11 protein-coding genes and 1 pseudogene are annotated in these 23,322 nt (G+C 57.6%); 8 read left to right on the top strand and 4 right to left on the bottom strand.

Translation table 11 applies throughout. From position 1 onward, the window contains the following. Positions 1 to 89 precede the first annotated feature (89 nt). Positions 90 to 6,719, top strand: a complete 6,630-nt coding sequence (locus BOP93_RS17230; RefSeq protein ID WP_104503629.1) for a DUF3320 domain-containing protein — start codon at positions 90 to 92, stop codon at positions 6,717 to 6,719. A gap of 305 nt (positions 6,720 to 7,024) precedes the next feature. Beyond that, positions 7,025 to 7,918 (top strand): hypothetical protein, encoded by an 894-nt coding sequence (locus BOP93_RS17225; protein ID WP_237140365.1) that lies wholly within the window; start codon positions 7,025 to 7,027, stop codon positions 7,916 to 7,918. 899 nt (positions 7,919 to 8,817) lie between these two features. Here the strand turns inward: BOP93_RS17225 and BOP93_RS17220 are convergent. Then, positions 8,818 to 9,240 (bottom strand): winged helix-turn-helix transcriptional regulator, encoded by a 423-nt coding sequence (locus BOP93_RS17220; protein ID WP_065892488.1) that lies wholly within the window; start codon positions 9,238 to 9,240, stop codon positions 8,818 to 8,820. Positions 9,241 to 9,353: 113 nt separating this feature from the next. Here BOP93_RS17220 and BOP93_RS17215 point away from each other — a divergent pair, with 113 nt between their 5' ends. Next, positions 9,354 to 10,088, top strand: coding sequence for an SDR family NAD(P)-dependent oxidoreductase (locus BOP93_RS17215; RefSeq protein ID WP_104503625.1), 735 nt, complete (start codon positions 9,354 to 9,356; stop codon positions 10,086 to 10,088). A gap of 70 nt (positions 10,089 to 10,158) precedes the next feature. Here BOP93_RS17215 and BOP93_RS17210 read toward each other — a convergent pair whose 3' ends face one another. Continuing rightward, a complete protein-coding gene (locus BOP93_RS17210; protein WP_104503623.1) occupies positions 10,159 to 11,637 on the bottom strand; it encodes a trypsin-like serine peptidase in 1,479 nt (492 codons plus the stop codon). A gap of 283 nt (positions 11,638 to 11,920) precedes the next feature. Here BOP93_RS17210 and BOP93_RS17205 point away from each other — a divergent pair, with 283 nt between their 5' ends. The 5 genes and pseudogenes from BOP93_RS17205 (at position 11,921) to BOP93_RS17190 (ending at position 19,359) form a co-directional block, all read left to right on the top strand. After that, positions 11,921 to 13,561 (top strand): methyl-accepting chemotaxis protein, encoded by a 1,641-nt coding sequence (locus tag BOP93_RS17205; protein WP_104503621.1) that lies wholly within the window; start codon positions 11,921 to 11,923, stop codon positions 13,559 to 13,561. Positions 13,562 to 13,708: 147 nt separating this feature from the next. Then, positions 13,709 to 14,482, top strand: a pseudogene (locus BOP93_RS28270) (PAS domain-containing protein); the annotation flags it as partial. A 102-nt stretch (positions 14,483 to 14,584) separates the two neighbouring features. After that, the gene (locus BOP93_RS28265) at positions 14,585 to 15,022 is read left to right on the top strand and encodes a methyl-accepting chemotaxis protein (RefSeq protein WP_244653295.1); all 438 of its coding nucleotides are present in this window, start codon (positions 14,585 to 14,587) and stop codon (positions 15,020 to 15,022) included. Between the two features lie 85 nt (positions 15,023 to 15,107). Continuing rightward, on the top strand, positions 15,108 to 16,877 hold the full coding sequence (locus tag BOP93_RS17195; protein WP_162303219.1) for a putative bifunctional diguanylate cyclase/phosphodiesterase: 1,770 nt from the start codon (positions 15,108 to 15,110) through the stop codon (positions 16,875 to 16,877). Between the two features lie 76 nt (positions 16,878 to 16,953). Then, positions 16,954 to 19,359 (top strand): TonB-dependent receptor, encoded by a 2,406-nt coding sequence (locus BOP93_RS17190; RefSeq protein WP_104503615.1) that lies wholly within the window; start codon positions 16,954 to 16,956, stop codon positions 19,357 to 19,359. A gap of 344 nt (positions 19,360 to 19,703) precedes the next feature. Here the strand turns inward: BOP93_RS17190 and BOP93_RS17185 are convergent, their stop codons facing one another. Both BOP93_RS17185 and BOP93_RS17180 read right to left on the bottom strand, forming a co-directional pair. Continuing rightward, on the bottom strand, positions 19,704 to 21,044 hold the full coding sequence (locus tag BOP93_RS17185; RefSeq protein ID WP_104503613.1) for an LLM class flavin-dependent oxidoreductase: 1,341 nt from the start codon (positions 21,042 to 21,044) through the stop codon (positions 19,704 to 19,706). 1 nt (position 21,045) lies between these two features. Then, complete coding sequence (locus BOP93_RS17180) at positions 21,046 to 23,238, bottom strand: TonB-dependent receptor (RefSeq protein WP_104503611.1); 2,193 nt, start codon at positions 23,236 to 23,238, stop codon at positions 21,046 to 21,048. Between the last annotated feature and the right edge of the window lie 84 nt (positions 23,239 to 23,322).

Below are 23,322 nucleotides of genomic sequence, written 5' to 3'. Positions count from 1 at the left end.
GAGATATCATCCCGCCATCAGCTCAAGAGGGGCTCCCTGGCCGGTCAGTTTCGGCACTCCCTTGAGCATAACGACAAGGATTGTTGCGCATGGACGATATCGTTCAGCCCCTCACACCCCAAGAAGAAGCCCCGCCTAAGGAAGTAAAGGTCCTTGCCACCTTGGTAGCAAAGCTAAATCTTGCAGATTTCCAGAACGCTATCCCTGTGATTCGCGAGCTTCGTATCTCGAACGAAACGAATAATCGTTTCGCCAATGCCACTCTTACGCTTAGCTCTGCCCCCGAGGTATTTAAGTCCAAGATCTGGCGGATCGACGAGATCGCTGCAGATAGCTTCCGGGTCATACCTGGGCTTGATCTTGTCTTGGACGGCCCGTTGTTGAGTCGCCTGACAGAGTCAGAAATGTCGACCTTTACATTTGTCCTCGAAGCCGATGACAAGGAGGCGGAGAGCGGTCGCAAGGAAGTTGCTCGGCTTGAACAGGTCGTAGACCTTTTGCCCAGAAACCAGTGGGGCGGATTGCGGCATATACCAGATATGACTGCGGCTTTTGTTCAGCCGAATGATGCAGCGGTTGAGCGGTTGCTCAAGCAGGCGGCCGAGTTGCTTCGTCTTAGCGATAAGCCGTCGGCACTTGATGGATATGAGGGTGGCCCCAAAAGAGCTTGGCAGTTGGCGTCGGCAGTGTGGGGCGCGGTGGCGCGCATGAAGCTCGACTATGCGTTGCCGCCGGCCAGCTTTGAACAATCAGGACAGAAGATTCGTAGCCCCAGTCAGCTTGCTGACTCCGGGTTGGCTACTTGTCTCGACCTGACTCTGCTTTTCTGCGCAGCATTGGAGCAGATTGGTCTTAACCCCGTGATCGTATTCACCCATGGCCATGCTTTTGCTGGTTTGTGGCTTAAGCCAGAAGAGTTTACGACTGCCGTGGTGGATGATGTCACTGCAGTACGTAAGCGGGTGAAGCTTCAGGAGCTCGTGCTGTTTGAGACCACTCTTATTACCCACGCCTCGATACCGCCATTCTCTTATGCGGTAGAGATGGGCACGAAACAGGTAGCCGAAGACGCTGAAAGTGTTTTCGAGATGCTGCTAGATATCCGTCGCGCCCGTTTGCAACGTATCAAACCGCTCGCCAGCTCAGAGGCCCAGATTGCACGTGTCGCCGTTGCTGAGTCTGATGAAGCCCCATCGCTTCTTGTGGAGGAAGGGATTGGCATCGCCGATGACAATATTAAGGTGCAGGTTGAGGATCTGTCTAAGCTCGACCCAGCAGATCGCCTCGGCCGGTGGCAGCGAAAGCTTCTGGATCTGTCGCTTCGAAATAACTTGCTCAATTTCAAAATGGGTAAGCGAGCGCTGAAGCTTGAATCTCCTGATCCCGGTGCTCTCGAGGACATTCTTGCAAGTGGACAGTCTCTGAAGCTGCTTACCAGGCCTGACCTGATGGATGGCGCAGATCCGCGTGAGCGCACACTCTATGAACAGCGTGAGCGAGAAGATGTTCGCCGTCGTCATGCTGAAGATGCTCTCAAGCGTAGGGAAGTATTCGTTGCGCTGACGTCCGCCGAAATGGATGTCCGGTTAACTGAGTTATATCGAAGCGCTCGTACTGCTTTGCAGGAAGGTGGCTCCAACACGCTTTTCCTGGCTATCGGTTTTCTTAGCTGGACGCGTGAGGATAGGGCCGGACAAAAGTACAAAGCGCCACTGGTCTTGGTTCCTGTCACTTTGGAGCGTAAGAGTGCGCGTTCTGGATTCACCATGGTGCTGCACGATGATGAGCCTCGTTTTAACCCGACTCTGATCGAGATGCTGCGTCAAGACTTTGAACTGGGCTTAGGTTCGCTGGAGCAGGAACTGCCTCGGGACGACTCCGGTCTGGATATCGTAGGCATTTGGAACAAAGTTGGTCATGCGATTAAGGACATCGCTGGCTGGGAGCTTAACGAGGACGTTGTGCTCTCGATGTTCTCATTTGCCAAGTATCTCATGTGGAAGGATCTTGCCGAGAATGCAGAGCACCTTCGACAGAGTCCAGTAGTCCAGCATCTTCTGGATACGCCACGCGATTCGTTCATCTCCGATACCCCGTTTCCGGAGGCTGAGTCTCTGGACCGTGATTACGGCCCGACTGATGTGTTCTGCCCACTGCCATCTGATTCATCTCAGCTTGCGGCTGTGATGGCCGCAGCCAAGGGTAAAGACTTCGTTCTCATCGGCCCACCTGGCACGGGTAAAAGCCAAACGATTTCCAACATGATCGCCCAGTCGATCGCTCAAGGGCGCCGGGTGCTGTTCGTGTCTGAGAAAATTGCTGCCCTGGATGTCGTGTACCGGCGCTTGCGTGAAATCGGTCTGGGTGAGTTCTGCCTTGAACTTCACTCCAGCAAAGCTCGGAAAACGGATGTCCTTGCTCAGTTACAGTCGGCTTGGGAAGCGAAAGGGCAGGTAGATGCTGCCGCATGGGAGGTGGAAGCGCAGCGGCTCGCGTCCCTGCGTGACAGCCTCAATATTTATGTCGAGCGTCTGCATCGCCGGCACCGCAACGGCTACACCATCTACGATGCCATCGGGACGGTGACATCGGGTGTTGATGAGGCAGTAGCTCCACTTGGTTGGCCATCTCCGGAAACGCATGATCAGAAGGCCATGCTTGAACTTCGAGAGCTGGGCGACCGCCTTGAAGTGAACGCACAGGCTGTGGGTTACAGTCAGCTGGCAGGCAACGCTTTGTCAGGGGTAGGCCAAGCAGAGTGGTCGCCTCATTGGCAGCAACAATTCGTGCAGGCGGCTCGTGACGTGCTTCCCGCTGTGCTTGAAGTCCAGAGAGCTGCCGATCGCTTTGTTGAGCTGTCTGGGCTTCCTGTTACGGAGTACACCCCAACAGCGCTTGAGGGGCTATCGATCCTTTCTCGAGCACTTCCTGCTGCCGCTGGGCATGATTGGCGTTTCGCACTGCGCCCCGATGCTCGCTCGATTTCTAAACGTCTGAGTGACGGCTGCACTTGGGTCGACGAACACCGGGACATTAACTCCAGACTCTCATCCCTCTGGTCCTCTCGTATTATTGCTGAAGCTAAACAAGGCATTGATTTGCTGCAGCAACGCCGCGCTACGTTCGTTGATCTAGGCTCGGCCTGGCCAGAAAATGTCACTGACGTTCTCGGGCAAGCTGTCACATTGCTGTGTCAGATAGACGACCTCAAGCACCAGCTAACGGCGTCCTACGTTGATGCGATTGAAGTACTTGATACCGAACTCCTGCTGCGCGAGTGGAAAGACGCGGAGGAGTCTTTCTGGCCTAAGTCTTGGTTCGGAAAACGCCGCATCGCTGGGCTATTGGCTCCGACGCAGACGTCAACAGGTGAAGTCGACAATGGCAAGGATCTCGCTACTTGGGTAGAGATTCGGTCGGTGCGTCGAGCAATCGATGAGCTGGAGCCAGGTCATGAGTGTGTTGCTGTTTGGCAAGGTGCCAAATCCGAAGCAACGCATCTCGCGACAGCGATCAAGCTGCAAGAGGCTATGCGGCTTCAGAAAAGTAATTCTGCCTGGATCGATGACGGCTTGCAGTTGGTTGAGCAGGGCCAGCTAGGTGATGGCCTGAAGGAGGAACTCCGCCGGCTGCGTGCGCTGACTCGTCTCGATGCTGGGTTAGATGAGCTGGTTGATCTCAGCTCAGCAACTAGCTCTCTCTGGAGCGGTTTGACCACGGATATTGACGTGCTGACTGCAGCTCTGCGCTTCCAGGCTGAACGACGTGGCATAGAAGAACGCGGTCGGCTTGTCGACGACCATCCTCATGTAGAGGAGGGGCGTTGTGGCTCGTCGTTAAAAGCTGATTTTGAGTTGCTCAAGAACAGAGCAGCAGTTGAGCGAGAGTTGGTGGATCTGGCCGATCTGCGAGAAATCGTTCCTGTCTGGAATGACTTGAAAACGAAAGTTGATGTCGTGCGTAGTGCGGCAGCGTTTCAGGGGGAGATGGCTACCGCGGTGGCGAAGCTGGCACTCAATCCTGAGCAGGTCGCGGCCTACAAAACATCGCTTCAAACTCTGTTGGGGGATGGTAACGCACTACTTGAACCGGAGGCTGCTATAGCCAATGCCGGTGTTGCTCTTCGAGAAAAGCTTGAGTTGCTACAGGCGCGAGCGGCGCACCTGACGGCTGTCGGTCATTTCACCGAAATGGGCGTCATCGAAACTGCTCACCTGGCGCTAAGTGATATCAAGACAAACTGCGAAACTGTCGTCTCGTCTGAATCGCGCCTTAAGGCATGGTGCGCTTGGCGGAAGGTTCGCGATGAAGCCTACGCTGTCGGCCTGGCGCCGATTGTTCAATCGATGGAAACAGGAGCCATCAGCTCTGGAAAAGTCCGTCGTGTATTGGAAGTAAATTACGCCCGCTGGTGGCTGAATACGACGGTCGATAATGAAGAGGTGATCCGGACGTTCGTCAGCGTGGAGCATGAGCAACGAATTCGCGATTTCCGGGCTTTGGATGACAAGTTCACCGAGTTGACCAAGGACTGGCTCCGGGCTCGGCTATGTTCCGACCTACCAAGCCAAGACAGTGTAAGTCGCTCTTCAGAGTGGGGCGTTCTGCGACATGAGATGGGCAAGAAGACCAAGCACATCCCATTGCGGGAGCTAATGAGTCGTGCGCCAGAAGCGCTAACCAAGCTGACTCCATGTTTGCTCATGAGCCCTCTATCCATTGCTCAGTATCTGCCTCCTGCCTCGACGCCGTTCGATCTCGTTATCTTCGATGAGGCATCTCAAATACCTGTCTGGGATGCCATCGGCGCAATGGCCCGAGGGAAGCAAGTGGTGATGGTGGGCGACCCCAAACAGCTCCCTCCGACTTCGTTCTTTAACCGAGCGGAGTCGACCGCTGAAGATGAGGATGTAGAGGCTGACCTCGAGAGTATTCTGGACGAGTGCATCAGTGCCAATCTGCCAATGCGTAATCTGAACTGGCACTACCGTAGCCGCCACGAAAGTCTGATCGCTTTCTCGAACCAGCGATACTACCAGTCGAAGCTGGTGACTTTCCCATCACCGTTTACGGCCGACAAAGCAGTACGGTTATGCCCAGTCCCGGGTGTATATGACAAGGGTGGGTCGCGAACAAACTTAATTGAAGCAAGATATTTAGTTGCTGATTTGGTTGCCCGCCTACAGTCTCCGGCCTTCCGCGAAAGCGGGCGGACCGTGGGGGTCGTAACCTTTAACGGCGAGCAACAGAAGCTCATCATGGACATGCTGGATGAGGCTTGCCGGAAAGACCCATCACTCGATTCGTATTTCGCTGAGTCCGAGCTGGAACCTGTGTTCGTCAAGAACCTTGAGAGCGTTCAAGGCGATGAGCGAGACATCATCTATTTCTCGACCACCTACGGAAAAGACGCTGCCGGTGTGCTTTCCATGAACTTCGGTCCGATGAACCGCCCTGGTGGTGAGCGTCGACTGAACGTGGCAATAACCCGTGCTCGCCAGGAGCTTGTGGTGTTTTCGACCTTGCGCCCAGAGCATATTGATCTAGCTCGTACGCAAGCGATCGGGGTTCGAGATCTTAAGCACTTCTTGGAGTTTGCAGAGCGTGGCCCACGGGCTCTTGCAGAGGCTGACTTTGGTAGCGTGGGTAGTTTCGACAGCCCATTCGAAGAGGCGGTTGCAGCGGCCTTGGCTAAAAAGGGATGGCAGATATTTACCCAGATTGGCGTTTCCTCCTTTCGAATAGACCTTGGGGTTGTTCACCCTGATGCACCTGGACGGTACCTTGCCGGGATTGAATGTGACGGTGCTACCTATCACCGCAGTGCGACCGCTCGTGATCGTGACAAGCTCCGTGAATTTGTACTGCGTGGACTTGGCTGGGAGATCGTTAGGATATGGTCGACGGACTGGTGGGTTGATGCAATTGGAACTGCCGAAAAGGTACATCAACGGCTGAACGAGATTCTAGCGGATTCCCGAGCCAAGCAGGCTGTCATCGATGCAACTCAAGAGGCAGAGCGACTGAAAATCGACGCAGCTATGGCTGAGGTCGTTGAGGTAGCAAGTCAGGTTACTGTGGTCGCCACAGTGGATAGTGTGGTCGAATCCAATGACCCCTCAGGCGCGTTGCCTGATTTGAAGTACGCCAAGGCTGCATCTATCACACCAGATGAGGATGTCCTGGCTTTTGCTCGTCCCCTTGAATATTTGATTTATAAAGAAGCCGACCCTCGTCAGGCGGTAGGGTTGGTCGATCCAGATCAGTTCTTTGAGGCGAGTTACACGGAAACGTTGGAGCAGATGATTGCTCATGTCGTAGCGGAAGAGGGACCGGTTCTGGACACGGCGCTCGCAAGGCGCATTGCCCGTGCTCATGGCTGGGTACGAACCGGCTCACGGATACGTGATCGCGTTGACCAAATTGCCCGGGCACGATTCCGTTCACATGAAGAGGAGCAGACAGGAGTCTTCTTCTGGCCTACTCATATCGAGTCGGATACCAGTGTCGTCTTCCGTAAGCCCGGCGACGAAGATTCCACGAGAGGGCTATCTGAAATCTGCCTGCCAGAACTGCGTGCTTTGGTTGATGAGATGGTACAACGGGGGCACGAAGGGGAGTCCTTGATATACGCGGTCGCGAAGGAAGCTGGTGTAAGCAAGCTTGCTCATGCAGGACGTCAGCGAATTGAGAAGGCCATACGTCAAACGGCGGAGTAGCGAGAAAAAAGGGGGGCCGTGAAGGTACCCCTTATTTGTGAATAAATGGCCCAGCCCTCGCTCTGTGATGCGTGGAGTATATATGCCCTCCTTCTGGGTTCCCTGGTATTTTCAGTTTCCAGGTGTTCAGGTGATTCAGGCAGAACCAGGAGCTATGTTAATGTGCCATCACATTAACGGTATGGAGAGTCGTGATGGGTTGGAAAGGGACTGTACGCTCGTTGCAAGCGTCTGCGCGGCGATCAGAGCGTAACGCTCATCGCCGTCAGCGTGAACTTGAAAAGCGACAGAAAGAGTACGCAAAGATGGAAGCGCTGGAACAAGCAGCGTATGAAGTTGAGGTGTACGAAAATCACGTAGATATCATCCTTTCAATGCACAAGGAGTGTGCCGAGGCTGTGAAATGGAAGCGACTTCTCTCCAATCCTGAACCTAGACAGCCACTCAAGAGCGGTACTCTTGAACAAGAAGCTACGCACGCGGCCGCTACGTATCACCCTAATTTCTGGGCCCGGCTCTTCAAGCTAGAGGCTCGTCAGCGTGCAGCCCTTAAAAGCAAGATTGGCGCCGCGCAGGCGGAAGACGAAAGGCGATATCAGGCTCAGCTTGATGAATGGAAAACTGCCCATACCGAGTGGGCAGAGGAGAGGGACATTGCGATCCGTATCTTTGATGGTGACCGTCAGGCCAAGCTAGATGCCATCGAAGCTTTCGAGTCGTTTGCAGAAATATCACACCTCGGCTCAGCTATTCAGATGATTGTTCATGAAGGTGGTGTCCTAGAAGCCAAAGTCGCTATCCATGGCTCCGACGTGATTCCTACCGAAATCAAATCTCTACTCAAAAGCGGCAAGCTGTCGACCAAGGCTATGCCTGCGGGGAGGTTCAACGAACTTCATCAGGACTACGTGTGCAGTTGCGCCCTGCGAGTAGGTCGAGAGTTGTTGGCAATCCTGCCGGATGACCTAGTCATCGTCACCGCTCTGGACAATGTGCTCAACAGTTCGACAGGTCATATGGAGGAGCAGCCGATTCTGAGTGTTGCGTTCTCTAGGCCAACTGTTGATGGACTCAACCTCGAAACCATCGACCCGTCTGATGCGATGAAGAATTTCGTCCATAACATGAGCTTCAAGAAGGGCGCTGGATTCTCGGCTGTTGCCGCCCTCGATGCTCGGCGCTTCGCCGTGACCGTATAACTGAATCATCTGAGAATCCAGAAAATGGCATGGCAAGCATGAAATAAATTGGCTTGTACGCAGGCATATTGGGAGCGTTGGTATCAGTGGCGGCGCTCGTCCTACCGACCCCTGCGGTTTCGCACAGCTCCAGCGGTAACAACAGTCCGGTCATTTCTGGCAATGGCAATAACGTCAACTATCAATCCGGCTTCCCTGATATTGAAACGATAAAAGCCCAGCGTCCTAATATCAGTGATCAACAATACGCTGCAATTAAGTCCGGTATGACATATGAACAGGTGCTGAATATCGTCAAGACTCCTGGTAAGGAGGCTGCTAGCAGAGGCAATATGCGTGAGGGACGGAAGTTTACGTATACATGGTGGTGACGTTGATAAACGGCAAGGTTGAATCCACGTCACATTGACGCGACTCATAGTATTGCATCGCCAAGTAGCTTAATGGATACCAGGCGACGCACTTCAGTATTGATCTATTTGCTCCGAGGCTTACCGGCATCACTCCGTTTGTCTCGAATTTGACCATCTTGATTTCGCGAGCGAGGCTGTTGGCCACCGCCGGGCTTCGGAACGGTCACATCTTTGTTGATAGGGCGTCGATCGGTCATCGTAAATTTCCTACGAGTGTGGTTTTTACACCTAATCTCCTAAGCGACTTTCACTAAAACACTTCATATGGTGGTTTGTGTTTGTCGTAAGCACAATATAGCGCGTTTTTTTACGTTGGCAATGATGAGTGTTCTAATCACTCCGTCCCGACCATAATACAAAGGGCCGCGAGATTTTATCTCGCGGCCCTTTTTATTGTTCGTTTTTTTACCCCTGTAAACGGTAGGTTCTCAGTTGAATCATCACCGCATCTTGTGATGCGAATCTCTGGCCAACCCCCCGTGCCGCCTATGGCACCAATTCTGTCTGAGTTTTCTCCATCTTTCTCTGCGGTTCGTCTGCATCCCGCTCGGCCAAGGCATCGCGCTGGGCGAAGATGCCTGCCATTTGCGCTGCGTTCTCGGTTCCCCAGGTGCACAGCGGGATGATCGCATCGGCCAGGCTACGGCCGAGCGGGGTCAGCGTGTAGTCCACGCGCGGGGGCACTTCCTTATAGTCGTTGCGTGCAAGCACCTGATCGGCTTCCAGATCCTTCAGCTGCTGGATCAGCACCTTGTCGCTGACGCCAGGGATCAAGCGCTTGAGTTCGCCATAGCGTTTCGGGCCGTCGCGCAGGAAAAACAGGACCAGCGGTTTCCACTTGCCCGAGATGATGCGCAGCGTGGCGTTGAGCCCACAACCGGTGTCGCAGATTTCAGTTGTTTTCGTCATTTTTTGATACTTACCAAAAGGTGCATACTTGTTCTTAGGTTATCAGCGCTGCATCCTCGTCTCAAGCAAGCAATTTCCTGCTTGGGTATAACCTCCAACGAAGGATGCACGTCATGACCAGACTGAATGGAAAGACCGCCGTGATTACCGGCGGCGCTACCGGTATCGGCCTTGCCGCAGCAAAACGCTTTATCGAGGAAGGGGCCTTCGTCTTTATCTTCGGCCGCCGCCAGGACGCGCTCGACGCCGCCGTGGCCGAGCTCGGGCCCAATGCGCGTGCGGTGAAGGGCTCGGTCTCCGATCTGGCCGACCTTGATCGACTCTACGCGGCGGTGAAGGCCGAGCGCGGAACCCTCGACATCGTTTTCGCCAATGCCGGGGCGGGAAGCCCGCTTGCGCTCGGCAAGATCACCGCCGAGCACATTGACGAAACCTTCGAGACCAACGTGAAGGGCGTGATCTTCACGGTCCAGAAGGCGCTGCCGCTGATGGCGCAGGGCGGTTCGATCATCCTGACCGGATCGAGTGCCGGCACCACAGGCGCTCCGGCATTCAGCGTCTACAGCGCGAGCAAGGCGGCCGTGCGCAACCTTGCGCGGACTTGGGCGCAGGACCTGAAGGACACCGGTATTCGCGTAAACGTGTTGTCGCCGGGGCCGACGGCTACCGAACTCGCAAAGGCAGCGCTAGGCGAGGAAGGCATGAAGGTTTTCGCCTCGATGAATCCGCTCCAACGCATGGCCGACCCGCAGGAAATCGGCGCGGCAGCCGCGTTTCTCGCGTCGCAGGACAGCAGCTTTATGACCGCCAGTGAGGTTGCCGTCGACGGCGGTCTGGCACAAATCTGATTCGCTACACCCGGGCGGTCACTCAGTGTCGTCGCGCAAGCCTTTACGGATGCAAGACGGGTCAAAGGCTTCAACCATCCGTTGCACCTTTGATCACGTCTGTACGAATGGCCGACGGTTGCCCGGCGCTGTTACGCGCATAGCTGCATAGCGTGATCGGCAGCTCGGCTATATCAAGAAAAATGCCATCCGTGGCCAGGGTGTAGCGATCGTCGTCAATATCGCCGCAGAGGGTGCTGATCGCCGGGTTCACGCTGTAGTAGTAATGCCGGTTAAAACCGTTGTGCTGGTTTTCCCAGGCGATGTGATAGCGGTGCTTGAGCTGCGGGGCCGGTGCCGGGTTGGTCAGGAATACCGAATGGGTGAACACATTGCGCAGCAATGCTTCGGTCAGCGGCTGCTCGGCCTTTTGCACGCCGAGTATGCATAGCACATGCGGCCCCAGCGCTGGGCCGATGGGCTGGTCGATATAGGCCTCGTCAGAGCCGGCAGCGACTTGGTAGCCGTGCGTGCGTGCGCAATCGCTGAGGTCATTCACGGCCTTGAATCGGTAGAACGGCTCCTGGATCGAGAACCTCAGGTTCCAGGTCGGACGGGTAATTTGGTCGGCGGCGTCACGTTGCAAGTGCACATACGGTTTCAGATTCCACGGCTCGTCCAGCGTGATGTCAACGGCCTTGAGCTGGCAGGTTGGGGTGTCGTTACGGAAAACACCGTCTACAAAGCAGTAGTACACGTCATTGGCGGGATAGCTGTAGTTGAATTTGGCCGCTTCGCACGCCGAGTTGTTCTGGCAGCTGTTGAGAATGTCCTTTTGAATGGCAGACGCGACCTTGCTGATGATGCTGGTGATTTCATTGGTGTTGCGGTCCAGCATCGGGCTGCCGGAGCTGCCTGGGCGCAGACCGTTGCAGCGGTTGTGCAAGGCGCTTGGAAACACGCCGGGGTGTTCGGCAAAACTGTTCAGGGGCGACTCCACGCAGACACTCATGCGCAGGCCCTTTTTCAGAAAGCCGGTCGGCGCGCCCACGTTGATCACTTCTCGACCCGATGTCTGACGATGAGAGGCCAGCTTGAGTGGCATGATCGCGCTGGCCACCAGCGCGGCCAGTGACGTATCCAGTTCGAGTATGGCCAGGTCAGTGCCCGCCATGCTGCTCCAATGTGCTGTCTTGACGGCGTAGGTGGCATGCCGTTCGGGGGTGTCATGAAAGTAATTGAAGGTCACATCGGCGTTGAATGCCTGGCGGATGCGCGCTGTACCGTAGCTGTAGAACACACAATGCCCGCTGGTCAGCACATACGCCGGGCCGACGGCCTTACCCCGGCGATTGCGCGTGTCCAGCAGAACGGCATTGCAGGTCTGGCCCAAGGCGTTTTTCAGTGAGCCGATGCCGGTCCATTGCGGGTACCGTTGGTTTTTATTTTCAAGTGCCACCGAAGGTGACTGTTCGGTAAGGCCCTCGGCCAGGTCTCTGGCGTGGCCAGGCCAGACAGTGCTCAGCAATAGGACATACAGAAAGGCGCAAGCGATGTGAGTCGGTGCCATAAGGGGCCTCGGCAAGGAAGTCATTGATTGGCTGAAACTACCCAATCAGGCCAAGGCCGGTGACATACAGGGCTATTGCGTGAGCCCTTGGCGGGGTCCTCAGTCGCCGTTTTACTTAGGTTCCGCGTGATAGCACTGAGCTATCAATGCAGTGCGTAATACTCAATGGATTGCTTATCCGGCATCGACGTATCTTCAACCCACCCAGCGTGATTGGCTCACCGCGCCCCTCGCGTCATCCGCATCAATCCAGTCCCATGACGGGCATATTCCAGAGTAAGCCATGAAGAAAACGCTTTCGTTGGCCACACGCATAGGGCTGAGTTTCGCAGCCATCCTGGCACTTCTGATGTTGATCACCGCCATCGGCATTCAGCGCGTTGGCTTCATCGATGCCACGTTGGGCGATGTCGGTGAAAACGCGGCAAAGGTGCAGCGCTACGCCATCAACTTCCGTGGCAGCGTGCATAACCGCGCCATTGCTATCCGGGATGCGGTGCTCGTGACCAGTGACCCTGATCTGGACACATACTTGTCGCAGATCAAAGCCCTGGAGCAAGCCTACGCCGACTCGGCGGCGCCGATGGATCAGTTGTTCACGCGCGCAAGCGTGACGGGCGAAGAGCTTCGCCTGCTGACCGCAATCAAGGAGATTGAACAACAAACCCTCACATCCACGCAGGCGGTCATTTCACTGCGCCGAGCGGGGGACATTCCCGCAGCCCAGGCGCTGCTGATGCGTCAAACGTCTTTGGATTACAGCGAGTGGTTAAAGCGCGTGAATGCGCTGATTGACTATGAAGAGGCATCCATCAAGGCCAAGCTCGGCGCGGTGCAGGAAACGGCCAGCCAGTTCAGTACCCTGATGTTGATCGCGACCGGTATTGCCCTGCTGCTGAGCATCACGTTATCGGCGGTGATTATTCGCTTCGTTAAATCGACATTGGGCGCGGAGCCCACTGAGGTGGCATTGGCCATTGAGCGTCTGGCGGCGGGTGATCTGAACCAGACGATTTCCACTGATTACCCCAAGAGCGTGATGGGAGTGCTCAAAGACGCGCTTGTGCACTTGGCGCAGACTATTCAACAAGTGCGCGGGGCAGCCCAGGAGGTCAATCATTCCTCCATCCAACTGTCGGCCACCTCGTCGACCAACAATGACCAGATCAACCTGCAAACCCATGAAGCCGAGCAGGTGGCTACGGCCATCACGCAAATGGCCGCGACGGTCAGCGAAGTATCCGGGTATGCCGCGCAGGCGGCTGATGCTTCCCGCCTGGCCGACATCGAAGTGGAAAACGGTAATCGATTGGTTGCCAGCACTGCCGTTGCCATTGACCAACTGGCAATAATGCTGGAGCAAACCACGGGTACCGTAAATCAGGTATCCAAACACAGTGAAAATATCGAGTCGGTGATCGATGTCATCAACTCCATCGCCGCTCAAACCAACTTGCTGGCGCTGAACGCTGCTATTGAAGCGGCGAGGGCAGGAGAACATGGGCGCGGATTTGCGGTGGTCGCTGATGAAGTGCGCTCGCTGGCCAACCGTACCCAGCAGTCCACCGAGGAAATTCGGGAGATGATCAGCACGCTGCAATTGGGGACAGAAGCCGCTTCGCAAACCATGCGCAACAGTTGCGAGCTGGCAAGCCAAACCGTCACACAAACCCGCAGCGCGCAGAGTGCGCTGGCCAGAATCAGCGAGCAGGTTGGCGCCATCAGTCATATGAACGCCCAGATTGCCAGCGCCTCCGTACAGCAGAGTGGCGTGGCCGATGATGTCGCTCAAAACATCAACCGTATTCACGGCTCCACCGTGCAATCAGCCACCGGCTCGCATCAGGTTGCAACCGCGAGCATGGAACTCTCGCAACTGGCGGATCGCCTTACGGCGAAAGTGGCATTCTTCACGGCGGCTTAGGGCGCCAGGTTGGCGCAGGACGGCGTCGTTGACACGTCGGGGGCGCAGGTCGGTACTTTAACGCCCCATCATTTATCTGCGTCGAACGGCCTCAATATCATGCAGGCGGTGCCGATAGACTTGTTATGACCCTATAGGCGGTTTTCCATGTTCAATACCAAACTCAAGAACCAGCTTCACGCTCAGACGGCAGAGCTGTTGGAGTTGCGCCAACTGCGCGATGGCCTGAACCGCGAAATGCTGACGATGAGTATCGACCCGACATTCAAAATTATCGCATGCAACGAACATTTCGCAGGCGCCTTGGGCTACAACCAGGATCGGCTCGTGGGTCGTGCCATGGCTGATGTTGTTCCGCAGTACGTATCCAAGCTTCCGTGCTTCCATAACTTTCGAGCAGCGGTAGCGGCGGGCAAGTCCATCTCTGATGAATACAGGTACCTGCACGCTGACGGTTCCCTGGTGTGGCTTCACGCACATTGGCAACCTGTAAAGGATGAAAGTGGCAGGTTGAGCCATGTGACCTGCCATGCCACGAACATCACTTCGCGCGTGGAACAAGCGTCGGAAAATACATCCTTCATCGATGCATTACTTCGTTCGACGGCAGTGATCGAATTCGATCTTTCCGGGCATGTACTCATGGCCAATGAGCAGTTCCTTAAAGCGATGGGCTACAACCTGAGCCAGGCAAAGGGCAGTCACCACCGTATTTTCTGCAGGCCGGAGGAAGCGTCGTCGCAGAAATACAAAGAGTTCTGGTCTACCTTGAATAAGGGTGAGTTTGTCGCCGGGCGATTTGAGCGTGTTGACAGCAGCGGTAGGACGGTATGGCTGGAAGCGACGTATAACCCGGTTTATGACACCGAAGGAACGCTCTGCAAGGTCGTCAAGTTTGCGACGGTTATCACCGACCAGGTTGCGCGTGAACAGGACGTCAGTGAAGCAGCCCAAACGGCATTTGAGATCTCCCAGCAGACGGATGTGACTGCTCAGCGCGGAGCCGTCGTAGTCAACGATACGATGCACACCATGCGTAAAGTCGCGGGTGATATGCAGGCGGCCTCCGGCGGGGTAGAGGCGCTCGGCAAGCAGTCGTTGTTGATCAGCTCGATCATTCAGACGATCAGCAGTATTGCGCAGCAAACCAACCTGCTGGCATTGAATGCGGCGATTGAAGCTGCTCGCGCAGGTGAGCAGGGGCGAGGCTTCGCTGTGGTAGCCGATGAAGTTCGACAACTGGCTGGCCGCACCAGTACCGCGACTGAAGAAATCGCATCGGTTGTGTTGCAGAACCAGAAGCTGGTGGAACAAACCGTCGCTGAGATGGCAAACAGTAAGTCCCAGGCAGAGCAAGGCCTTGAACTTGCCACGCAGGCCGGCCAGGTCATTGTTGAAATTCAGGATGGCGCCAAGAGAGTCGTCGAGGCGGTGGGCAGGTTCGCGACTCAAGTGGCTTAGGTCGCGCAGGAATCGTCGGTCGCACTGCGTATGCATTCGACGTCGAACAATCGTCCTCTATCTCATTACCTTCGTTGAGAGTCTGATGGAACACGCTGAAGATCTGTCAACCCTTGAGCAACGTCGTCTTCTGCGTATTCGAGAGCTATGTCTGCTCGACGATCAGCGCGATGGTACGTTTGATCAAATCGTTGCGCTCTGTGCTGAATACTTCCGGGCACCCATCGTGCTCATTTCAATTGTGGATGAACACAAACAGTGGTTCCGCGCCAAGGTCGGCGTGAGCATCAATGAAACGCCCCGCAGCGAATCTTTCTGTGCTTATACCTTGTACTCCCATGAGCTTCTCGAGGTGCTGGACGCGACGCTCGATCTGCGTTTCCAGGACAATCCCCTGGTCACCGGGCTTCCAGGCATCCGCTATTACGCGGGCGCGCCCCTGACCACTGACGACGGTTTGGGTCTTGGCGCTCTGTGCGTGATCGACACCGTCACTAGGCCAATGATGAGCGAGCAAGATGCCTCAATGCTCAGGCATTTGGCTGGACTGGTGATGAGTCGAATCATTGCGCTCAGATCGGAAAACTATGTTGACCCGGCCACAGGCCTGTACAACCGCGCTCGGCTTGAGAGCGACATCGGCAATGCTCAGAATCGCGCAGAAGTCTGCAGTATCGTCGTGATTGATGTGATTTCTCCCGACTTTTTGAACGAGGTGGTCAAGACGTTGGGCTATGAGTTCTCTTTGGAGTTGATGCTGGCTATCAAGGAGCGCCTGTTAGGGATTGTCCCATCCGAATCGCGGCTTTACAAAATCAGCCCTACACGGTTCGGCCTTATTTTGCCGTACCCCATTGCAGAAGCTGTCAGCAAAGCCATTATCAATGACTACATCACGCCGGTACTGTGCCACGACATTCCTTTGCAGATGACCGTCGGCGTGGGCTTGTTGAAACTTGAGGGGGCAGGCAAGTCGCCGCATGAGTGTCTACGTCTGGCGATCAGCGCCGCCGATGATGCCCGGGATCGAATGGTTGGCTGGGGTTACTACGAGGATAAACTGGACGCTGCGCAGCAGCGCACTTTTATTATCCTGAGCTCGCTGGCAACGGCTATAGCCAGCGATGAACAATTCAGAATGGTCTACCAGCCTCGTATTGATATCGGCAGCGGAACATGCACGTCGGTTGAGGCGCTGCTGCGCTGGGAGCACCCGCTTCTGGGGCCAATCGGACCTTCAGAGTTCATCCCGCTGGCTGAAAAAACAGCGTTGATGGGGCAGATCAGTCTGTGGGTCTTGCGAAACACGATCGACCAGGCGGCTCAGTGGCAGCGTGAGGGCTTGAATTTCAAGGTGTCGATCAATGTCACGGTGCAGGATATTGAGTCTTCAATATTCATAAGCGCGCTGGTCCATAGGGTTCGACAGGCTGATTTCGATCCTCGGTTACTGGAAGTGGAGTTGACTGAAAGCGCCCGCATAGGTGATTTCGACAGCGTGCTGCTCCATCTCAATCAGCTGCGTGCGTTGGGTATCGAGATTGCCATTGATGACTTCGGAACGGGCTACAGTAACTGGTCCCACCTGCAACGGCTGCCCGCCAGTGTCGTTAAATTGGATCGTTCACTGATTGAAAACCTGGTTCAGCAGCCCAGGAGCCAGTGCCTGGTACGCACAATTATCAAACTTGCCCATTCGCTGGGGTACCGCGTTGTGGCTGAAGGTGTTGAGACCCTTCAAACGTATGAGCTTGTCCGTGAGTGGGGGTGTCATGAGGTTCAGGGATATTTGATCGCAAGGCCGATGGAGGCGGCGGCGATACCTGGATGGTTATCTCATCGCGCCCAGGAATAATTATTCAACTGCAGGCTGTCCCTTTTTTTCACCTCGCCTGTCATTCCAGGCAGTGAATAAAATCGAGAGCCTTCCCATGCCCGCAGTCCCCGCCCTGTCCTTGCGTCCCTTACTGAAACTGAGCCTGATGCTCAGCCTCAGCACCAGCCCGCTGTTCATCCCGTTCAGTTACGCCGAAGACGCCGGCGCCCGTCGCAGCTACCAGGTACCCGCCGGCAGTTTGAGCGCGGCGCTGACGCGTTTCGCCGGGCTGGCGGGGGTCAACCTGTCGGTCGATCCGGCGTTGGTCAGCGGTCGCAGCAGCAGTGGCCTGTCCGGCGATTACGCCGTGGAGGAAGGCTTCGCGCGGTTGCTGCAAGGCTCCGGCCTGCAATTGCAACCGATGGGGGAGCAGGCGTATGTGCTGGTGGCGGTGCCGGAGGGTGCGAGCTTGCAATTGGCGCCGACGTCGATCGTGGGCACCACGGGGCTGGCCGACGGCGACTCCTATGCCGGTGGTCAGGTGGCGCGTCGTGGTTCGCAAGGGCTGCTGGGCGCGCGGGACTTCATGGAAACGCCGTTCAGCATGACCACCTACACCGCCGATGCGGTGAAGAACCAGCAGGCGCGCACCCTCGGCGATCTGATCGCCAGCGACCCTTCGGTGCGCGCCACCAATCCGGCCGGTGGGCGTTATGAGCAGTTCACCATCCGTGGGTTCAGCCTGTTCAACAGCGATGTGGCCTACAACGGCCTGTACGGTGTGTTGCCGACTTACACCATCGACATGGAAATGGCCGACCGCGTCGATATCCTCAAGGGCCCGACGCAGTTGATCAATGGCATCTCCCCACGCGGCAGTGTCGGCGGCGGGATCAACGTGGTGCCCAAGCGGGCTACCGACAAGGACATCAATTCGTTCACCGGCAGTTGGGCTTCCGACAGCCAGGCCGGTGGCGCGGTGGATATCGGGCGTCGGTTTGGCGAGGACAACAAATTCGGCATCCGTTTCAACGGGGTGAAGCAGGCCGGGGACACAGAGTGGGACCATCAGTCGGTTGATCGTGAAATGGCGGTGCTCGGCCTGGACTTTCGCGGCGAGCGCCTGCGCCTTTCCACCGATATCGGCCGTACCGAGCGCGACACCGACGCGCCCCAGGAGCGTGTGCAGGTCGGCGCCAATGCCAGGGTGCCGAGCGCCAATGACGTGCGACGCAACTACGCGCAGTCCTGGAGCAAGGCCAGTACCAACGACACCTTTGGCACGGTCAACGGCGAGTTCGACCTCAGCGACAGTGTGATGCTGTACGGCGGGGTAGGCGCGCGCAAGAGCAACCATGACTTCCTGCGCCACGCAGTGTCGGTCACCAATAACGCCGGGGATTTCAGCGTGCTGCCGCGTGATTTTACCCGCGATGAGAACGTGCGCACCGCCACTGCCGGCGTGCGCAGCTGGTTCCACACCGGGCCGGTCAGTCATGAAATCAACCTGGCGGCCAGCTACTTCTATATGGACTTTGAAAACGGCGGCGCGCGGTATGCGGCGGCGCCGAGCAATCTCTACAACCCGGTCCAGACCCGGGTGCCCTCGCGGCCGACACGCTTTGATTCCAAGGTCTATACCGAAAACACCTTCAGCGGCGTGGCCTTGTCCGACACCCTGGGCTTTTTCGACGACCGCTTGCTGTTGACCCTTGGCGCGCGCTGGCAGCGGGTGCAGGTGGACGACTGGACCGACAACGTCAAAGGCGCCACCGCCTACGATGAAGAAAAAATCTCGCCCTCGGGCGGCGTGCTGTTCAAGGCCACCGACAAACTGTCGTTGTACGCCAACTATATGGAAGGTCTGAGCCAGGGCAAGGTCGCACCGTCCACCTCGATCAACGAGGACGAAATCTTCCCGCCCTTCATCAGCCGTCAGATCGAAGCGGGTGCCAAGTACGACGCCGGTGCCTTTGCCGTGACCGCCGCGGTGTTCCGTATCAAGCAACCGGCGTATGAGACCAACGCCACCTCGCGGGTGTTCGGCCCGAACGGCAAGCGCCAGAACAATGGGGTGGAATTGAGCGTGTTCGGCGAACCACTGAAGGGGTTCCGCCTGCTCGGCGGGGTGATGTACATCGACAGCGAATTGACCCACACCACCAACGGCACGTTCGACGGCAATCGCGCGCCCGCCACGCCCAAGTACAACGTGAACCTGGGCGCCGAGTGGGACGTGCCGACGCTGGAAGGCCTGACCCTGACCAGTCGCGGCATTTACTCCAGCTCACAGTACCTGGACCAGTCCAACGTCAAGCAGATCGACGCCTGGAACCGCATCGACGTGGGCGCGCGTTACGCGTTCAAGGTCGATGACAGGCACATCACCCTGCGCGCCAATGTGGAGAACGTCGCCGACAAGCGCTACTGGAGTTCGGCCGGCGCCTCGGATGACAGCGAGCCGGGATTGACCCTGTCGACACCGCGTACCTACCTGTTGTCGGCCACCGTCGATTTCTGAGGGCTGTAAACACACATCAACCTGTGGGAGGGGGCTTGCCCCCGATGGCTTTCTGTCAGCTATAAATTATGTGGCTGACACACCGCAATCGGGGGCAAGCCCCCTCCCACATTTGATCTCATAGCGCCCGGGACCGAGTGGTGCCAAGACGATTTGCGGGCCGCGTCAAATTGAGGTTTTCCCGCAGTGTAGTGCCTGCCTGTTGTCGGCAACCGCCGATTTCTGAGGGATGTGACACACATCAACCTGTGGGAGGGAGCTTGCCCCCGATGGCTTTTTGTCAGGTATGAATTATGTGGCTGACACACCGCAATCGGGGGCAAGCCCCCCTCCCACATTTGATCTCATAGCGCCCGGGATCGAGTGGTGCCAAGACGATTTGCGGGCTGCGCCAAACCGAGGTTTTCCCGCAGCGTGCTGCCGCTGTATTCGCGACGAAACACACCGCGCCGTTGCAGTTCCGGCACCACCCAGCGGGCCACGTCCTCCAGCCCGCCTGGCAGGTGCGGCACCAGGATATTGAAACCATCCGCCGCGCCGTTTTCGAACCAGTGCTGCAGCTCATCGGCAATCTGCTCCGGCGTGCCGATCAGGCTGTAGTGACCGCGTCCGCCGGCAATCCGCCGCCCCAGTTGCGCCAGTGTCAGCTGTTCACGATGGGCCATCTCGCTCAACAGTTGCTGGCGGCTGCGTTGCCCGCTGTCGGTCAAGGGCAGCGCCGGCAGCGGTCCATCCAGCGGGTAGCCGGACAGGTCGAAATTACCCAGCATGCGCCCCAGCAAAGCCACGCCCACCTGGGGCTCGACCAGTTCCTGGAACGCTTCGAATTTCGCCCGGGCCTCGGCCTCGGTGTGCCCGACCACCACCAACACGCCCGGCATGATTTTCAGCGAGTCCGTCTCGCGCCCGTAGCGGCCCAGGCGCCCTTTGAGGTCGCGGTAAAACGCCTGAGCATTGGCCAATGAGGTTTGTGCGGTAAACACCACCTCGGCGGTCTGCGCCGCCAGTTCGCGGCCGGTTTCCGAGGAGCCGGCCTGCACGATCACCGGCTGGCCCTGGGGTGAACGCGCCACGTTCAGCGGGCCTTTGACCCGGAAATGTTCGCCCACATGGTCCAGTACATGGCATTTGCGCGGGTCGTAATAGCGCCCGCTGGCCTTGTCGCGCACGAAGGCGTCGTCGTCCCAACTGTCCCACAACCCCGTCACCACCTGATGAAATTCCCGGGCGCGGCTGTAGCGTTCGGTGTGGCCCAGGTGTTCATCGCGGCCGAAGTTCAGCGCTTCGGCGGCGTTGTCCGAGGTCACCAGGTTCCAGCCTGCGCGGCCGCCGGACAGATGATCCAGCGAGGCGAATTTGCGCGCTACGTGGTAGGGCTCGTTGTAGCTGGTGGTGGCGGTGGCGATCAGGCCGATATGCTCGGTCACGGCGCTGAGCGCCGAGAGCAGGGTGAGCGGTTCGAAATGATCCGACCGCGCCATCCGGCTGGCGACTTCACCGGTGGCGGCGGCAATGCTGTCGGCCACGAACAGGGCGTCGAACTTCGCCGCTTCCGCTACCTGTGCCAGGTGCTTGTAGTGGGCGAAATCCAGCCCGGCATTGGCCGGCACATCCGGGTGGCGCCACGCGGCCACATGGTGCCCGGTGGCCATCAGGAACGCGCCGAGTTTGAGTTGACGGCTCATGCTAGAAATCCTTGCGCAGTTGCACGCCGACGTAACGTTCATCGTCACGGGGCACGGCGCGGTAGATGTAGTTGCCGCCGCTGGCCAGCAGCGGTGAGTAGGACTTGTCGACCAGGTTCTTCGCCAGCAGCGCCACGCGCCAGCCATGGGTGTAGTCGGCCAGGGCCACGCTGGCGTTCCAGATGCCATACGCACCTTGCTTGGTATCAAGGTTCTGGCTGATGTCGTACTGCACTTCGCTCTGCCAGCTGTAGTCGGTGCCCAGTTCGATATCCAGGCCGTTATCCAGGGGGATGCTGTAGTCGGCGCGCACGTAGCTTTTCCAGTCCGGGCTGTACGGCAGGGGTTTGCCATTCACGTTGCAGGTGGCCGCCGCGCCTGGCGGGCATGCGAATTGGTCGATGCGCGCGCGGGTATAGGCCAGGGCGCCGGAGAGCTTGAGTTGCTGGGTGGCCTGCAGCGCGTAATCGAGCTCGACCCCTTCGGTGCTGACGCTGCCGGCGTTGATCAGGCGCGTCACCACCTGGCCTGCGACCGTGTCGAAAAAGTTGGCCTGGTAATTGTCGTAGTCGCTGTGGAACACCGCCAGGTTGGTGGTCAGGCGGTTGTTCCACGCGCTGGTCTTGATCCCGGCTTCCCAGGTGTTGGAGGTTTCCGGTTTTAACGCCTCGGTGTCACGCGGCTGCATGTTGAAGAACACGTTGTACGCCGGGCCTTTGTAGCCACGCGAGTAAGTCAGGTAACTGGTGACGCTGTCGCTCAGGTCGTACTGCACACCGAGGCGGCCCGACCACCCGTCCTCGTCCACCGAGCCGGAACTTGCGGTGGCCGGTTGAATGCCGCTGATGGTGGTGGACGAGGTGGACACGCGACGGTGGTCGTACTTCAAGTCGTCATGGGTATAGCGCAACCCGGCGATACCGCGAAAGCGCGAGGTGAAGTTGAGGGTGGTCTCGCCGAACGCCGCGTAGCTGTCGCTGGTGGTGCTGTAGTCGGCGATGCCACGGTCGATGCGCGTAGTCGTGGTGAGGGTGCGCCGGTAGGTTTCCTCGTCCTTGCCATGCATGTAGAACAGGCCACCCACGTACTCGAGGAACTCGCCCTTGGGTGAGGCCAGGCGCAGTTCCTGGGAGTATTGGTCGAACGCCAGGTCGCCCTTGTCGGCGGTGCCGGGGAAGGCGGCGCTGACCGTGCCGAGGCGGTCGCCGTCCTGATACTGGGTGTTGTCCCAGCCGCGCCAGGCGGTGATCGAGGTCAGGGTGTAGTCGCCCAGGTTCCAGTCCAGTTGGGCCGACAGGCCCTTGTTGGTGTCTTGCACATGGCTGCGGGTATCGGTGTTGATGCCGCGGTTGTCGCTGGAGGCGCGAACCGGGCTCAACGCGTTGCCGAACGCCGGGCTCAGGGACTGGCTGACCACGCCATTGGGTGCGTCATCGTGGGACTGCATGTAGTCGGCGATCAGGGTCAGCTTCACGTCGTCATCGGGCGTGAATTCCAGCTTGCCGCGAATGCCCTTGTGGTTGTAACCGTTGACCTCCTGGCCGTTGTGGCGGTTGTCGACGTTGCCGTCGTAGCTGCCGAACAAGGTACTGATCGAGCCCTTGAGCACCTCCGGCACCAGGCTCCCGCCGATACCGAAGCGGGTGCGGCTTTCATTGCCGCTGTAGAACGACTGATCGATAAAACCATGGGTCTGCTCAGTCGGCGCCTTGCTGGTGATGTTCAGTACCCCGGCCGAGGCGTTCTTGCCGAACAACGTGCCTTGCGGGCCGCGCAACACTTCGATGCGCTCCAGGTCCAGCAGGTCGAGGGTGGCCTGGCCGGGGCGGGCGTACACCACGCCGTCGATGACCGTGGCCACCGTCGGTTCGACGCCGGGGGAGGTGGAAATGGTGCCCACACCGCGTACGAACAATGAGGTGTCCTTGTTCGAGGCGCCGGTGCGGAAATTCAGCGACGGCACTTGCTGCGCGATGCTCGCCACGCCATTGCGGTTGTCGCGTTCCAGTTGTTCGCCGTCGAGCACCGAGACCGCCACCGGGACTTTCTGCAGCGACGCTTCGCGCCGGGTCGCGGTGACGGTAACGGCTTTGAGCGTGAGTTCCGGTTCGTCGCCGGCAAAAGCGCCGGGGACGGGAAGGGCGCTCAGGCCAGCCAGAAGCAGTAAATGGGTGTGCCGTGGAAAAGTGTGCATGCGATGCCCGCTCGAAAAGTGCCCTGGTCCGCTGCGGTTCTGCGACCGCCAGCGCCTGTGTGGATGTCTTGGGCATTCGCTCGA

Source organism: Pseudomonas orientalis (assembly GCF_002934065.1).
GTDB lineage: Bacteria > Pseudomonadota > Gammaproteobacteria > Pseudomonadales > Pseudomonadaceae > Aquipseudomonas > Aquipseudomonas orientalis_A.
Note: the sequence above shows the minus strand (reverse complement) of the source record. Positions and strands in the feature narration are given on the sequence as shown.